The organism is Gluconacetobacter diazotrophicus PA1 5 (assembly GCF_000021325.1).
Taxonomy (GTDB): domain Bacteria; phylum Pseudomonadota; class Alphaproteobacteria; order Acetobacterales; family Acetobacteraceae; genus Gluconacetobacter; species Gluconacetobacter diazotrophicus.
The window spans coordinates 1075532-1090041 of record NC_011365.1 but is presented as its reverse complement, the minus strand read 5'-3'; the positions used below and the strand labels follow the sequence as shown (position 1 = coordinate 1090041).

Below are 14510 nucleotides of genomic sequence, written 5' to 3'. Positions count from 1 at the left end.
GGGCAGGGCCATGATGTCGCTTGGCGAATATCGCAACCAGAATTCCCTCCTGTCGGATTTTCTCCCATGGGCAGCGCTCGTGGAGAAAGGCGTCGTCCTGAACAAGGACGGCAGTTTCCAGCGCACGGCAAAGATACGCGGTCCCGATCTGGACAGTGCGACGCCCGCTGAACTGGTGGGTGTCACCGGACGCCTGAACAATGCCCTGCGCCGTCTGGGTTCAGGTTGGGCCGTGTTCGTCGAGGCGCAACGCATCCCGGCGACACTCTATCCCGAGAGCGATTTCCCGGATGCGGCCAGCCAGATGGTCGATCTGGAACGTCGGGAGCAGTTCGAGGACGAGGGCGCGCATTTCGAGAGCCGGTATTTCCTGACCCTGGTCTGGTTGCCACCGGCGGAATCGTCAGGGCGTGCTGAGCGTTTTCTGTATGAGGGCAGGGAGCGCGATGGGCCGGACCCGCATAACATATTGAATTCCTTCATCGATCGCTCCGACCGGCTTCTGGCCCTGCTGGACGGCTTCATGCCCGAAGCGGCATGGCTGGATGACGGCGAGACGCTGACCTATCTGCATTCGACGATTTCCACTCGGCACCAGCGGGTGAGGGTGCCGGAAATTCCCATGCATCTGGATGCCCTGCTGGTGGATCAGCCTCTGTCGGGTGGTCTGGAGCCGAAACTCGGCGATGCGTTTTTGAAAACCCTGACCATCACGGGTTTCCCGAGCCGCACGTTTCCCGGAATCCTGGATGACCTGAATCGGCTGGCGATGCCCTATCGCTGGTCCACCCGCGCGATCCTGCTCGACAAGACCGACGCCACCAAGGTTCTGACGAAAATCCGTCGCCAGTGGTTCGCAAAGCGCAAGAGTATTGCCGCCATCGTGCGCGAGGTCATGACCAACGAGGCGTCGGTGCTGGTGGATAATGATGCCGCCAACAAGGCGGCCGACGCCGATCTGGCTTTGCAGTCCCTCGGTGCCGACGATGTCGGACAGGCGTATCTTACCGCGACCATCACGGTCTGGGATGGCAGCGCCAGCATAGCGGTGGAAAAACTTCGCCTCGTCGAAAAGATCATCCAGGGGCGCGATTTCACCTGCATGGCGGAAAGCCTCAACGCCGTGGAAGCGTGGCTGGGATCTCTGCCAGGTCATGTCTACGCCAATGTGCGTCAGCCCCCGGTCTCGACACTGAATCTGGCGCATATGATTCCGCTCTCTGCCGTGTGGGCCGGGCCGGAACAGGATGGGCATTTCAGGGCAGCGCCGCTGTTTTATGGCAGGACGGCGGGTGCCACACCGTTCCGGTTTGCCCTGCATGTCGGGGATGTTGGCCATACCCTGATTGCAGGACCAACAGGAGCCGGCAAATCTGTCCTACTGGCGTTGATGGCGCTCCAGTTCCGGCGTTATGCGGGATCGCAGATTTTCGCCTTCGATTTTGGCGGTTCGATGCGGGCCGCGACGCTGGCGATGGGTGGTGACTGGCACGATCTCGGCGGTGGGCTGACAGACGCTGATCCATCGGGAGAACAGGGTGGCAGTGTATCGCTCCAGCCTCTGGCGCAGATTGATGATCCCGATGAGCGCAAATGGGCCAGCGAATGGCTCGGCCAAATCCTTGTCGGAGAGAGGGTGACGCTGATCCCGGAGGTGAAGTCTCACCTCTGGTCGGCGCTGAATTCCCTGGCGTCATCGCCCAGCCATGAACGCACGATCTCAGGTCTGGTCGCGCTCCTCCAGTCCAACGCCCTGAAGCAGGCTCTGGCCCCATACTGTCTCGGTGGTCCCTATGGCCGCCTGCTCGACGCGGACGCTGAGCGGCTGGGAGACGCCGATGTGGTGGTGTTCGAGACCGAGGGCCTGATCGGCTCCGGCGCGGCATCATCCGTGCTGTCCTACCTGTTCCATCGGATCGAAGGCCGCCTGGACGGCCGGCCGACGCTGCTGGTCATCGATGAGGGCTGGCTGGTGCTGGATGACGGCGATTTTGCCGGCCAGCTCCGGGAATGGCTGAAAACGCTGCGTAAGAAGAACGCCAGCGTCATCTTTGCCACTCAGTCCCTGTCGGACATTGCCAATTCCCGCATTGCGCCAGCGGTGGTGGAAAGCTGCCCCACGCGGATTTTCCTGCCCAATGAACGGGCGATCGAGCCGCAGATCGCGGCCATCTATCGCGATTTCGGCCTCAACGACCGGCAGATCGCCATCATCGCCCGCGCGGCATCGAAGCGGGAATATTACTGCCAGACGCAGCGGGGAAACCGGCTGTTTGAACTGGGGCTCGGGCCGGTAGCACTTGCCCTATGCGCGGCATCCGGCAAGGACGATCACCGGCAGATCGATGCAGTGCTGGCGGAACATGGCCGTCCCGGATTTCTCCCGGCCTGGTTTGAGGCGCGTGGCATAGCGTGGGCTGCGGACCTTCTGCGGGAAGGATCTGTGTCATGAGGCTGGTGGTCTTTCTCTGCGGTACGGCGGCCCTGCTGTCGCTTGGCGTTTCACAGGCCCGGGCACAATGGGCGGTGTATGACGGAGCCAACCATGTCCAGAATGTTCTCATCGCGGCACGGACCCTCCAGCAGATCGACAATCAGATCACCTCGCTGGCCAACCAGGCACAGATGCTGGTCAATCAGGGACGTAATCTGGCGAGCCTGCCGCTTTCGACATTGTCATCGTTGCAATCAACGATTTCCCAGACCACGGCACTGCTCGCGCAGGCGCAGAACATTGCCTACAGCGTCCAGTCCGTCGAGCAGCTGTACCAGCAGTCCTATACGTCGGTCTCATCGGGCATGTCCGACAGCGCCCTGTTCAGCCAGGCGCAGACACGATGGCAGAATTCCGTGGGCGGCTTTGAGGATGCTCTGAAACTGCAGGCGCGTGTTGTGGGGAATATTCCTTCCGACAGCAGTGCCATGACCCAGCTTGTTTCGGCGAGCCAGGATTCCACAGGTGCCCTGCAGGCGGCGCAGGCCGGCAATCAGCTTCTGGCACTTCAGTCGCGCCAGTTATCGGACATCCAGGCCGAACTCGCCGCCAACGGGCGGGCCACGGCGCTGGAGCGGGCGCGAAATGCTGCCACCGAAGCCGAGAGCGAAGCTCAGTATCAGCATTTTTCCCAATATAACGCCTATAGCCCGACTTCGGTGTCCATGTTCGGCAGTAGTGGGAACTGACCATCATGGCCATGAACGATGTCGGTGTTATCGATACCTTTTTGAACACCTTCACCACCACCATCGATACGGGGTTCGGTCTGGTGAAGGGGAATGTGATCTCGCTGGCAGGTACGCTGTCGGTGCTGGACATCGCGCTGGCCGGTCTGTTCTGGGCCTGGGCTGCGGATGAGGACATCATCCAGCGTCTGGTGAAGAAGACGCTCTATATCGGCTTCTTCGCCTGGGTCATCAACGATTTCGATGCGCTCTCGAAGATTGTTTTTGACAGTTTCGCGGCCCTCGGTCTGAAGGTCGGAGGCGGCAGTCTGGCTCTCGGTGACTTCCTGCGGCCCGGCCGTCTGGCCTCCACGGGGTTCACGGCGGCGCAGCCGCTTCTGGACTCTGTTCACAATCTCCTCGGTCCTGTCGCCTTCTTTACGAATTTCATCCAGATCTTCGTGCTGTGTCTGTCCTGGCTGATCGTGCTGGCAGCCTTTTTCATCCTCGCCGTGCAGCTTTTCGTAGCGCTGATTGAGTTCAAGCTGACCACGCTGGCGGGTTTCATCCTGATCCCCTTCGCCCTGTTCAATCGTACGGCTTTCCTCGCCGAGAAGGTGCTGGGCAATGTCGTCTCCTCGGGTGTGAAGATCATGGTGCTGGCGGTCATTTCCGCCATCGCATCCGTTCTGTTCGCCCAGTTTACGACGTCCTATGGCAGCGACGTGCCGACCATCGGGCAGTCCGTCTCGGTGGTGCTGGCGTCTCTGTCGATCGTCGGGCTCGCCATTTTTGGCGGCAGCATCGCCAACGGGCTGATCTCCGGCGCACCGCAGCTTGGCGCGGGAGCGGCTGTTGGCACCGGCATGGCGGTGGGCGCCATGGGCGCTGCTGCTGCGGCCGGTGTCGGCGCTGTCGCCTCTGGCGGTGCCGCTGCGCTGGGCGCTACAGCCGCCGCCGCGCGGGGAGGGGCCGCGATCGCGGGTGCGGCCAACACGGCTTATTCCATGGGAGCCATGAATGCTGCCGGGGGCAGTGCCGGTGCCCGTATGGCGGCTGGTCTGGGCGGTGTCGCCCGGGCGCCGGGCAGTGCTGCCGCAAATGCCGTGAAGAGTAAAATGTCGTCGGCGGCGACCGCCATGAAGCAGAGCTACGGCGAGGGAGCGCGAGGCACCTTCACCGCGACGGGCGGACGTTTCACGGGTGGGTCGTCGTCCGATGCGAACGGCGGGCAGGCCGGTGGTCCGTCAGGTAATGGCGGCGGACCAACGGGTGGTGGTGAAGGCGGCAGTCCCGACGGTCAGTCACCCCGCTGGGCGCAAAAGATGAAGCGCCGCAGTGCCGCCGCCCATGCTGCTGAGGCCGCGCATGTCATTCGCTCCGCCGACGGCGGGGGCGGATCTTCCTCCATCGATCTGTCGGAAAAGGAATGAGGACGATGTTCCGTCGCTCCACCACCCGCTACGGGACCACGCCCGAACCCGTGACACCGTATCAAAAGGCAGCGCAGGTGTGGGATGAACGGATCGGTTCCGCCCGCATTCAGGCCCGCAACTGGCGACTGATGGCGTTTGGCTCCCTGTTCCTGTCCGCAGGCCTTGGCGTAGGGTTGGTCTGGCAGTCTGCGCGCGGGACAATTGTGCCGTGGGTTGTGCAGGTCGATCATCTGGGGCAGGCACAGGTCGTGGCCCCCGCGACAGCGGGCTATATGCCCACCGATCCGCAGATCGCCTGGTATCTGGCGCAGTTCGTCCACGACGTGCGCGCCCTGTCGTCGGACCCTGTAGTGGTCCGGCAGAACTGGCTGCGCGCCTATGATTTTACCACCACGTCAGGCGCACAGGCGCTGAACGATTATGCCCGCCTCAATGACCCGTTCTCGCGCATCGGGCATGAGCAGGTCGAGGTGGACATTGCCTCGGTGATCCGGGCCTCGCCCGGCAGCTTCCGTGTGGCCTGGACCGAGCGGCATTACCGCGACGGCGCGTTCACCGGCACCGAGCGCTGGACCGCCATCGTCTCGGTCGTTCTGCGCACGCCACGCGATGCCGATCATCTCAGGAAAAACCCTCTCGGAATCTACGTCTCCGCCATCAACTGGTCGAAGGAACTCGGACAATGAGGTGCTTCATTTTCGCGGCCCTTCCTGTGGCGCTGCTGTCGCTTGCGGGTTGCGCGCAGCACTACCATCCGCCTGTCATCCGTTACGATGACGCCGCGCGCGCAACGAAAATTCCGGACCCACCGAAACCGGTGCAGGTCGTGGAAGTCCCGAAACCGCTTCCTCTGCCGGGGCAGCTCAAGCCGCTGCCCTCACGACGCACGCTCCATCCGGCCCCCGAAGTCGCCGATCCCACCGTTCGCGTGACCCAGGCCAATCTGGCGGCGCGCATCCAGCCGACGCGGGCCGGTTTCATCAATGCGGTGCAGGTCTATCCCTACAGCCCCGGCGCTCTCTATCAGGTCTATACCTCGCCGGGTGAAATTACCGACATCATGCTCCAGCAGGGCGAGAAGCTGGTCGGCACCGGGCCGGTTGCCGCCGGTGATACGGTGCGCTGGATTATCGGTGATACCGAAAGCGGGGCAGGGGCGACAAAACGTATCCATATTCTGGTCAAGCCGACGCGGCCGGACCTCACAACCAACCTGATCGTCAACACCGACCGGCGGACCTATCTGGCGGAACTGCGCTCCACGCCCGCGACTTACATGGCGTCGGTCTCGTGGGATTACCCCGAGGACGACCTGATTGCCCTGCATCGGCAGGACAGTGCGGCCGATGACTCTGCACCGGTGGATGTAGGGCTGGATCTGAACGCGCTGAATTTCCGTTACGCCATCCAGCCGGTGAAAGGCGCCACACCGCCCTGGCTGCCTGGCCGGGCGTTCGATGATGGCCACAAGGTCTACATCGCCTTTCCGGCCGGCATAGGGCAGGGGGAACTGCCGCCGCTCTTTGTGCTGGGGGCGGATGGTGGCCCGGAACTGGTCAATTACCGGGTGCGGCAGAATTGGATGATCGTGGACCGTCTGTTCGCGGCCGCCGAACTGCGGCTGGGTGACAAGCATTCCGAGCAAAGGGTGCGCATCGTCCGCACTGACGGACGGCGGACATGAGCGGGCAAGCACCGACAGCGGGTGAAAATCCTGCGGCCCCCGCCACAGGAGGAAATTCCGTATCACCACCGCCCGATCTGCGCCTGCGGGCGGAACGGCCGCGCGTTGTGCGTCTTAACCGCACCGTGGTCTGGGCGCTCGGCGGGGCAGGGATGCTCGCCATTGGTCTCGCGCTCGGCTACGCGCTGGAGAACAGCAGCCACAAAGCGCCGCCCGCCGCCAGCCAGGACACGGATGTGCGTCCGTCCGCCGATGGGTTGGCAGGGCTGCCCTCAGACTATGTCGGCAACGGCGTGCCGAAGCTCGGTCCTGCACTGCCCGGTGACCTTGGGCACACTATCCTGAAGGCACAGGGGCAAGGGAAAGCTACATCAGGCGGGGAGGATCGCCGTGCTGCCCAGGAGATCGAGGCCGCGATCGCCAGCCGACTGTTCGTGCAGACGGGGGAGCGCGACCACGCCAGTGAACAGGCGATCCCGCCCGCGCCGGGCGCTCCGGCCACTCAGGGGCGGGCGTCCACCACGGCCGGACCACAGGCCGGAAACCTTGCCTTTCTGGAAGGGCAGCCTGATCGCGCGACGATCAGCCCGGACCGTATCATGCCGCGTGCCTCGCCCTATGTTCTTCAGGCCGGTACGGTGATCGCCGGCGCGCTGAACACGAAGATCAGTTCCGACCTGCCGGGCCAGATCGTGGGGCACGTCACGCAGAACGTCTATGACAGCCCGACCGGCCGTTATCTGCTGATCCCGCAGGGCAGCACTCTGTTCGGGGCCTATAACAGCGGCATCTCTTTCGGGCAGCAGCGCACGCAGATCATCTGGACGCGGCTGATCTTCCCCGACGGCGAGAGCCTGGTGCTGGAGAAGCTGCCCGGTGGTGACGCCATAGGCCAGTCTGGACTGGCTGACGAGGTCAATAATCATTGGGGCCAGCTTTTCAAAGCGGCTCTGGTCACGACCTTGCTCAGCGTGGGGTCAGAGGCGGGAACCAGCCAGAGCGAAAACAATCTGGCCCAGGCGATCCGCTCCGGCGCCAGCAATGGGTTTTCCATGGTCGGCAACCGCCTGATCGATCGCAGCCTGAACGTCCAGCCCACCCTGACCGACCGGCCGGGACTGCCGTTCACCGTTCTGGTCGGGCACGACCTGCTACTCAAACCCTACCGGGATCAAGGACATATACGATGACGGACCTGAAAATCCGGGAATTTCCCGATGAGAAGCCGGTCAGAATGACCGTGGCGTTACCTCCCGATATCCATCGCGATCTGCTTGCCTATGCGGCACTTCTTTCCGGCAACGATGGGGCGACGGACCCGGCCCGGCTGGTCGCGCCCATGCTTCGGCAGTTCATGATGTCGGACAAGGGGTTCGCCAGAGCACGGAGGCAGGTAAAAGCAGCACCGTCGAAAAAGTAGTCTCACGTCCACGGCCGATGGGCTTCGACATATCGGGCGAAGCTCCGGGCGCAGGGATTTTCATTGTCTGGCCGCCAGACGATCCCGAATTCCAGATGGGAGGAGCCGTTCGCGTCGCGGATTTCCATGATCGTGACGTCATGCCCATGCTGGTCGCGGATTAGTGGCAGCCATGAGGCGGGAAGCAGGGCGATGCCTTCGTAATTCTGGACGAGTGCGACGATCCTGTTGCTGCCGATATCATGACGCCGGATCTTCGGGCCGATATCTGTCTCCCCGAGCTTGCGTTGGATGAGCGTCTCGAAGTCCTGACCAGCGTTGTCTCGTCCGATCAGGAATATTTCATGACGCAGGTCCGCCCAGGACACTTCCGGTTGTGTCGCGAGAGGATGACCGGTGGGGAGTGCGGCTACGATGCGGTCGCTCCACAGAGGCGTGACCCGTAACGCAGGGACAAGATTGCGGCGGGTGACGACCGCGAAATCGATCTGCCCGCGCTGGAGGCGACGCAAAAGCCTTTTGCCTGTGCCCTCGGAATAACGGAAGACGATATCGGGATATGTGGTGCGGAACTCCGCCGTGAAGGTCGAGAGTCTTCCGGGCAGGACGCAGGTCTGGATGCCGAGGGAGATCTGGCCATTCTCGCCCTTGCCCGTCCGCCGCGCGCGAGCGTTCATGCCGCCCACATTGTCCAGGATTGTCTGGCTCCAGCGGACGAATTCCCCACCAAAGACGGTCGGGGTAGCACCGGCCGGGGAGCGGGTGAACAGCCTGACATTCAGCCGCTCCTCGAGGTTGTGCAGGGACCGGCTGACGGCCGATTGCCGGGTGTTCAGGAAACGCGCCGCGCCGTGGATACTGCCGTGCTCGGCGATTGCCCGCACGCACAGCAATTGCCACAAATCGAACGGTGGCCGTTTCATCTGGGATCCACTTCAGATGGTGTGAGGTGGTCGTGATGACACACCATCATCCGCCATCCCTCGAAAGGACAGCACGCCAGCCTCCGCCCAGCGCTTTATAGAGTGCGATGCTGGCCAGTGCTGTTTCTTGCCGGGTCGCAAAAGCCTGATCGTGGATTCTGTCCACCATGCTGTCTTGAACAAGAACTGATGACAGGGCAGTTTCCCCAGCGTGGAATTGCCGTTGCGCATGTGCGCGTTTTTCCTGGGCTGCACGCAGTTCAACATTTACGGACGAGAGCCGACTTTCAGTATCCGCCACCGTGGCGAGCCGGTCCTCCACATCGCGCAGCGCGTTAAGCACGGCCTGCCGATATCCGAGCCATGCCGCATCACGTTGCAGGCGCGCCGCGTCGATCTGGGCTGTACGCCGGCCTCCTGCGTAGATCGTTTCGCCGGCGGTGACACCGAGCTGCCAGAGAAGGCTGGCGGTGGTGAACGCCTGATGCAGCGTGCTGGTGGTTACCCCGAAATCCAGCGGGATTGCGACTTTCGGGTAGAGGGAGGCGACTGCGACTCCGATCTCGGCATTGTCCCGCGCATAGCGAAATGTCGCGCTCTGGATATCCGGCCTGCGCGTCAGCACCTCGGATGGAAGTGAGGGTGGCCGTGCGGGCGGCATGGGGATGGAGAGGTCCGCGCGCGGCGTCAGTTGCATCGCTTCCGGTGCCGTCGCGGTCAGGATCGCCAGGGCGTCCTTCATGTGGGCGGCCTGCGCGATGAGGGGCGGCACAATCTGTTGCGCGGCCGCGAGGTCCGCCTCGGCCTGGTCGACATCGGCGCGGGCGCGCGCACCGGCTGTCCATTCGTGTGTCAGGAGATCACGCTGCCGAATGGCAAGGGAGACGCGATGCTCCGCGACCTGCACCCGCGCCTCGGTCGCGCACCAGGTCACATAATCCGCGCCAACTTCCGCCAGAAGGCGCAGGCGGAACCCGTCGCGTTCGGCTTGCATCTCGGCCGCCGATGCGCGAGCGGCTTCCGTGCGGCGTCGCGTCATGCCGAACAGGTCCAGTTCCCACGAACCGTCAAAGCCGAGAGACCAGTACCGATAGTCCCCGGCATTCGCTCTGGGGGGCCATTGGATGGTCTGCGACTGGCGTCGGTTCTCGGCGATGCCGCCAAGGCCAATGACGGGTGATGAGGCTGCCGCCTCGATCCTGATCTGCTCACGCGCGGCCTCGACACGTTTTTCCGCGGCGGCAAGGTCATTGTTGCGCGTCAGTGCCTCGTGGATGAGGCGGCTTAGCTGTGGATCGTGGAACCCCGCCCACCAAATTTCATCCGGAACCGGCTTGCTGGGAGTGCCGGGCTGGACCACCCATTGTGATGGAGCATCGGTATGGGGCGGGACATAAGTCGGCCCGACGGTACATCCTGAGACGGCGACGAGTGCCAGGACCGAAACCGTGCGCCTCATTTTCATGATTGCTCCTCCGGTCGATCAGCGCCGGCCGGTGGCATACAGGCCGCGATGATGCAGGTTACGGCCAGCATGAGCGCCAGATCGGCCAGCAGCGTCGAGAACCCGATGACGACCGACTGGTGCCGCACGAGCGTGCCGAACACTGACCGGGCGCGATGGTCCAGCAGCACGGGATCGGGCGTCGTCCGGGGGAAGGCACCAACTCCGTCCCATACCGCGACCATACGACGGTGCGGCTGAAGCCCGGTGCTGGTAAGCAATTCGCCGTAGCGCCCCTCGGCCCGAAGCCGTAGTCCGGTCGCCGCCCATGCCGCTGCGACCGTGCCGGCGAGGCTGCGCGCGACATTGAAGATGGCGGCGGCATAAAGCCCCTCGCTTGGTACCACGTCGCCCACGAAAAGCATCAGCAACGGCAGGAGGATCCACGGCAGGCCGATCCCCTGCAGGATTTGTCCCGTGAGGAAATTGCCGGGAATCCAGTCGCTCGTGACGTCGAGGTCGAGCAGGCAGGCCAGTGCGTTCAGGCCGAAACCCAGCACGAGGAAGGTCCGGGCTTCCACCCATCCATAGCGCAACGCCATGACGCAGACGGGGTAAGCGAGGGCCTGCGGCCAGAACACAGCGTCGAGCGCGGGAGCGATCTGCTCCGGCCGATAGGCGGGGATATCGGCGAGGAAGGCGGGCACTAGGCTGCCCGAAAGGACCGATGCGAACTGATAGGGAATGGTGATGAGCGCACCGAGCAGCGCATTGCGGCGGGTCAGCAATCGCTTCATCAGGATCGGATGGACCACCCGGCGTCCACCCAGCACCAGAACGCCGGTTAGCAGCGCGATGCCCGTGACGACGGTGAACAGGGTCAGCGGTGTCTCCGACCAGTGCAGCCGGTTTCCCTGACTGACGCCGCCGCCGAGCAGGATAGCACCCACCGAAAAGGCGAAGACCACGCGCAGGTCGGCGCGAGCAAATAACAGCCAGCGAATTCGCTCCCGCCATAGGCCGAGATATCCGCAGACGAACGCGATGAGCCCCAATGGGATCGCGATCCAGAAGATTGCCGGTATGCCCCAGCGGGTCACCAGCCAGATGTCCAGAGGTGCTGCGGCCTGCGGCGCCATCGTCGCCGCCGTGGAATAGAGCGCGATCGCTAGCGCCCGCCATGTCGGGGGGAAGGTCCGCAGCTCGGTGATGATGGCGAGCGGCACGATGATTCCGGCGGCGAAACCCATGCCCGCGCGTGCCATGATCATCATCGTCAGGTCATGCGTGACCGCCGCGATCGCGGAGGCGATCACGAACAGCAGGATCGCAGGCAGCATGACCCGGCGCAGGGAGAAGATGACGGCCAGCCAGCATCCAAGAGCGACACCGACCGGCTCGAATGCCAGGTAGCTCGCGGCGAGCCATGAACCCTCATCCGGCCCGATCCCCAGCACGCCCTCGATATCGGGAAGGGAAAGCGCGAAGAACCGCGTCGACATCATGGCCATCCAGGCCGCGCAGACACCGCAGGTTCCCGTGAGGATTCGTCCTCGCATCTCGGGTATCATCGGTCGCCTCCGGCATCGGTCTGCACCGAGACGAGTGACGACATGCCAGGCCGCAGGAGGCGGACGCTTTCCTGACCTGGCTCAAGGACGATCTTGACCGGGAAGCGCTGGACGATATGGGTGAAGTTGCCGGTCGCGTTGTCGGGCGGCAACAAGGCCGTCTCGGCACCCGACACTGGCCCGATACTGTCCACATGCCCACGAAAGGTACGGCCGGGAAAAGCATCGATCGCGATCGACGCGGTCTGGCCGACCCGCATATGCGTCAGCTGCACCTCACGGAAATTCGCGACGATCCAGACATCCGGCAGCGGCGCGACCCGCGCGACCTGGGTGCCGATCCCGACATATTCGCCGACATAGACCATCCGTGCGGTCAGCTGACCGGAGACAGGGCTGGTAATCCGTGTGTAGCCGAGGTCGATCGCAGCGAGATCACGCGAGGCCCTGGCCGCCTCAACGGCCGCTCGCGCCTGCTCGAGCCTGGCCCGCAGGACATCCTGCATGTGCCGCGCCGCGTCCAGAAGAGCCGCGTCGCGGTCCCGTGCCGCCGATAACCGGGCCAGATCGGCGTCGGCGACTTCGAGGTCGCGATGCGACGTGCTGCCGTCGGTGATGAGATCATGTTGCCGCCGTCGCTCCAGGCGTCGCTGCGTGACATCGGCTTCGGCCATGCGCAACGTGGCGTCCGCTGCCGAAACCTGCGATGTCTGCAGGACGATTTGCCGCTGGACGACCTCCAGCGCCGCTTCGGCTTCGTGGAATGTGGCGTTTTTCTCCGCCAGACGGGCATGATAATCGTCGTCCCGGATTGCGATCAGCGTCTGCCCGGTGGAAACCCGTGCGTTGTCGGCGACCGGAACCTCCGTGACGTATCCGGCAACGTGGGCGGAGAGCACGACCGTATCCGCATGCACGAACGCGTCGTTCGTGGTTTCGCAGCGCAGGCAGATTGCTATGGCGTCGCCATGCAGAAGTATCCGGGTGGCGAGGATCGCCCCGGAAGCGACGAGGATCAGGCCCAGCGCCATGATTCGACCCCGCCCGGCAGGCAGAATGAGCTTCATCAGCCTGAACGGAAACAGTCGTGCGAAATGTGTGTCGCTCATGCCGGAAAAGCGGATCAGGACTATTCTTCCGGCGTTCCGGCGAAAACTTCGCCAGCGATCTGCAACGCGGACAGGGCAGCCGGAACGCCCGCGATGATACCTGTCTGCACGCAGATATCGGCGATTTCCCGGCGTGTCAGGCCGGCGCGCAGGGCCGACCCGATGCGCAGACGCAGCACGCCTGCTGCCGTGGCGCCCCGTGCCGCGCAGGAGGCGATCATCACCGCCTCCCGCAGCCGGGCATCCAGCCGCGTCTGGCCGTAGACGTCGGCGAACTCCCATTCCATGACGAAGCGGCCCAGTTCGGGGGCAGTCGTTGCAAGTGAATCGAGGAAGGCGGAGGCCGGCACGCCGGTGATCTCTTCGAAGGCGCGCTTGCCCTCTGTGAAGCGTTCGTCTGCCATGTTGTCTGTCTCCGATGATCGTTGGATCGGTTGGAAGGCCGTCGTCGCGGTGCATTGTTCTAATGACCGGACGGTAACTAAGATGCAGATTTCATCGGTCGCTCGTCAAGCGTATTTGCCGGTCGGTCATCTGTTCCGTTAGAATGGTCTCATAGCAGTGGGGGGACAGAGCCAGGATGGCAGCGGAAAACAGATCAGCTTCGTCGAAACAAAAGCGGCGTCGCCTCGATCCGGAAGATCGCGAACGTGAGATCATCGACGGCGCCGTCGCGTTCTTCGCGGAGGTCGGATTCGATGGGGGACTGCGCGATCTGGCGAAGAGGCTTGGAATCACGCACCAGAACCTGTTCCGCTATTTCCCGACCAAAGAGGCACTCATCGACCGGGTCTATGAGGAAGTCTATCTGGGCCGCTGGCAGGTTGAATGGGAGGTGCTGCTCGCTGACCGTACCATCGCACTCGAACTGCGGCTCATGCAGTTCTACCGATCCTATCTTCAGGCGATCTTCCGCTACGACTGGGTAAGGATCTTCGTTTTTGCCGGCCTGAAAGGCGTCGGCATTACCCAGCGTTATCTGGAACTGGTCCAGGCACGGGTCGTGGAGCCCCTGGCACGGGAACTGCGGGCGGCGACCGGTCTTCCCGATACGAGCGAGGTTCCCCTTTTGCCGGAGGAAACCGAACTGGCCTGGGGGCTGCACGGCGAACTGTTTTATCTGGCGGTTCGCCGTTGGGTCTATGAGATGAAAGTCCCCGACGATCTGGATATGGTCGTCAGGGTCGCGGTGGTGAAGTTTCTTTCCGGAGCGCCAAGTGCCATGCGGTTGCTCCATGAAGGCACTCTCAGAACGCCAGCACCCCAGCCTGGGCGACGCGTTCGTCCTGTTCGCCGGAACCCCCGCTGATTCCGATCGCGCCGACGATCTGCTCGCCACGCCGGAGTGGTACGCCGCCCGCGAAGATCATCACGCGCCCGTTGTTCGAGGTGTGAATGCCAAAGAACGGGCCGCCTGGCTGACTGTGCTCGGCTAGGTCGGCCGTGCTCATGTCGAATGCACGGGCCGTAAATGCCTTGTTGATCGCGATGTCGATCGCACCGATCCGGGCACCGTCCATACGAGCATGCGCGACGAGGTGGCCGCCGGCATCGACGACGGCGATGTTCATTGGCTGTCCAATCGCCCGTGCTTCGGCTTCGGCGGTCGCGATCACGCGTCTGGCGTCTTCGAGGGAGCAGGTCATGAGCACCTCCATAAGTGACCGATCGGTAAATAAAGAAATGGGAGACCTCCGTCAAGCTCGGCAGAGTTCGTATCGTGGTCGATTTAGGCGTCGTGGTCGTATGGCTAAGGAATAA

The 14510-nt window shown here is 63.3% G+C and carries 14 protein-coding genes; 8 read left to right on the top strand and 6 right to left on the bottom strand.

The window, feature by feature from the left end; all coding sequences use genetic code 11:
- Positions 1-10: 10 nt before the first annotated feature.
- From trbE to GDIA_RS04740, 7 genes are read left to right on the top strand one after another with little or no spacing between them, the layout of a single operon-like run.
- Positions 11-2452, top strand: coding sequence for a conjugal transfer protein TrbE (trbE, locus tag GDIA_RS04770; protein ID WP_012553463.1), 2442 nt, complete (start codon positions 11-13; stop codon positions 2450-2452).
- Positions 2449-3183 (top strand): P-type conjugative transfer protein TrbJ, encoded by a 735-nt coding sequence (trbJ, locus tag GDIA_RS04765; RefSeq protein WP_012553462.1) that lies wholly within the window; start codon positions 2449-2451, stop codon positions 3181-3183. Before trbE ends, trbJ begins: the two co-directional genes overlap by 4 nt.
- A 5-nt stretch (positions 3184-3188) precedes the next feature.
- Positions 3189-4595, top strand: a complete 1407-nt coding sequence (gene trbL / locus GDIA_RS04760; RefSeq protein WP_012553461.1) for a P-type conjugative transfer protein TrbL — start codon at positions 3189-3191, stop codon at positions 4593-4595.
- Between the two features lie 5 nt (positions 4596-4600).
- On the top strand, positions 4601-5284 hold the full coding sequence (gene trbF, locus GDIA_RS04755; protein ID WP_012553460.1) for a conjugal transfer protein TrbF: 684 nt from the start codon (positions 4601-4603) through the stop codon (positions 5282-5284).
- Complete coding sequence (gene trbG / locus GDIA_RS04750) at positions 5281-6282, top strand: P-type conjugative transfer protein TrbG (RefSeq protein WP_012553459.1); 1002 nt, start codon at positions 5281-5283, stop codon at positions 6280-6282. The genes trbF and trbG overlap by 4 nt, the downstream gene beginning before the upstream one ends.
- On the top strand, positions 6279-7472 hold the full coding sequence (locus GDIA_RS04745; RefSeq protein WP_012553458.1) for a TraB/TrbI/VirB10 family type IV secretion system protein: 1194 nt from the start codon (positions 6279-6281) through the stop codon (positions 7470-7472). The genes trbG and GDIA_RS04745 overlap by 4 nt, the downstream gene beginning before the upstream one ends.
- Entirely contained in the window at positions 7469-7702 is a 234-nt protein-coding gene (locus GDIA_RS04740) for a DUF2274 domain-containing protein (protein WP_012553457.1), read from the top strand. The genes GDIA_RS04745 and GDIA_RS04740 overlap by 4 nt, the downstream gene beginning before the upstream one ends.
- 2 nt (positions 7703-7704) lie before the next feature.
- Here the strand turns inward: GDIA_RS04740 and GDIA_RS04735 are convergent, their stop codons facing one another.
- From GDIA_RS04735 to GDIA_RS04715, 5 genes are all read right to left on the bottom strand, one after another.
- Positions 7705-8625 (bottom strand): LysR family transcriptional regulator, encoded by a 921-nt coding sequence (locus tag GDIA_RS04735; RefSeq protein WP_012553456.1) that lies wholly within the window; start codon positions 8623-8625, stop codon positions 7705-7707.
- A gap of 46 nt (positions 8626-8671) precedes the next feature.
- The gene (locus tag GDIA_RS04730; protein ID WP_012553455.1) at positions 8672-10090 is read right to left on the bottom strand and encodes an efflux transporter outer membrane subunit; all 1419 of its coding nucleotides are present in this window, start codon (positions 10088-10090) and stop codon (positions 8672-8674) included.
- Complete coding sequence (locus tag GDIA_RS04725; protein ID WP_244455103.1) at positions 10087-11574, bottom strand: MFS transporter; 1488 nt, start codon at positions 11572-11574, stop codon at positions 10087-10089. The genes GDIA_RS04730 and GDIA_RS04725 overlap by 4 nt, the downstream gene beginning before the upstream one ends.
- 62 nt (positions 11575-11636) lie before the next feature.
- Complete coding sequence (locus tag GDIA_RS04720) at positions 11637-12671, bottom strand: HlyD family secretion protein (RefSeq protein WP_012553453.1); 1035 nt, start codon at positions 12669-12671, stop codon at positions 11637-11639.
- 98 nt (positions 12672-12769) lie between these two features.
- Positions 12770-13153 carry a carboxymuconolactone decarboxylase family protein gene (locus GDIA_RS04715; RefSeq protein WP_012553452.1) on the bottom strand — a complete coding sequence of 128 codons (384 nt, stop codon included), beginning with the start codon at positions 13151-13153 and terminating at the stop codon, positions 12770-12772.
- Positions 13154-13329: 176 nt separating this feature from the next.
- Between GDIA_RS04715 and GDIA_RS18355 the strand changes: the two genes are divergently transcribed.
- Entirely contained in the window at positions 13330-14058 is a 729-nt protein-coding gene (locus GDIA_RS18355) for a TetR/AcrR family transcriptional regulator (protein WP_012553451.1), read from the top strand.
- Here GDIA_RS18355 and GDIA_RS04705 read toward each other — a convergent pair.
- The gene (locus GDIA_RS04705) at positions 13997-14395 is read right to left on the bottom strand and encodes a GlcG/HbpS family heme-binding protein (RefSeq protein ID WP_012553450.1); all 399 of its coding nucleotides are present in this window, start codon (positions 14393-14395) and stop codon (positions 13997-13999) included. The genes GDIA_RS18355 and GDIA_RS04705 overlap by 62 nt on opposite strands.
- Positions 14396-14510: the final 115 nt, after the last annotated feature.

Coding starts and splice junctions, on each gene's coding strand:
- trbE (WP_012553463.1), top strand. CDS start 11: ATGATGTCGCTTGGCGAATATCGCAACCAGAATTCCCTCCTGTCGGAT.
- trbJ (WP_012553462.1), top strand. CDS start 2,449: ATGAGGCTGGTGGTCTTTCTCTGCGGTACGGCGGCCCTGCTGTCGCTT.
- trbL (WP_012553461.1), top strand. CDS start 3,189: ATGGCCATGAACGATGTCGGTGTTATCGATACCTTTTTGAACACCTTC.
- trbF (WP_012553460.1), top strand. CDS start 4,601: ATGTTCCGTCGCTCCACCACCCGCTACGGGACCACGCCCGAACCCGTG.
- trbG (WP_012553459.1), top strand. CDS start 5,281: ATGAGGTGCTTCATTTTCGCGGCCCTTCCTGTGGCGCTGCTGTCGCTT.
- GDIA_RS04745 (WP_012553458.1), top strand. CDS start 6,279: ATGAGCGGGCAAGCACCGACAGCGGGTGAAAATCCTGCGGCCCCCGCC.
- GDIA_RS04740 (WP_012553457.1), top strand. CDS start 7,469: ATGACGGACCTGAAAATCCGGGAATTTCCCGATGAGAAGCCGGTCAGA.
- GDIA_RS04735 (WP_012553456.1), bottom strand. CDS start 8,625: ATGAAACGGCCACCGTTCGATTTGTGGCAATTGCTGTGCGTGCGGGCA.
- GDIA_RS04730 (WP_012553455.1), bottom strand. CDS start 10,090: ATGAAAATGAGGCGCACGGTTTCGGTCCTGGCACTCGTCGCCGTCTCA.
- GDIA_RS04725 (WP_244455103.1), bottom strand. CDS start 11,574: ATGATGTCGACGCGGTTCTTCGCGCTTTCCCTTCCCGATATCGAGGGC.
- GDIA_RS04720 (WP_012553453.1), bottom strand. CDS start 12,671: ATGGCGCTGGGCCTGATCCTCGTCGCTTCCGGGGCGATCCTCGCCACC.
- GDIA_RS04715 (WP_012553452.1), bottom strand. CDS start 13,153: ATGGCAGACGAACGCTTCACAGAGGGCAAGCGCGCCTTCGAAGAGATC.
- GDIA_RS18355 (WP_012553451.1), top strand. CDS start 13,330: ATGGCAGCGGAAAACAGATCAGCTTCGTCGAAACAAAAGCGGCGTCGC.
- GDIA_RS04705 (WP_012553450.1), bottom strand. CDS start 14,395: ATGACCTGCTCCCTCGAAGACGCCAGACGCGTGATCGCGACCGCCGAA.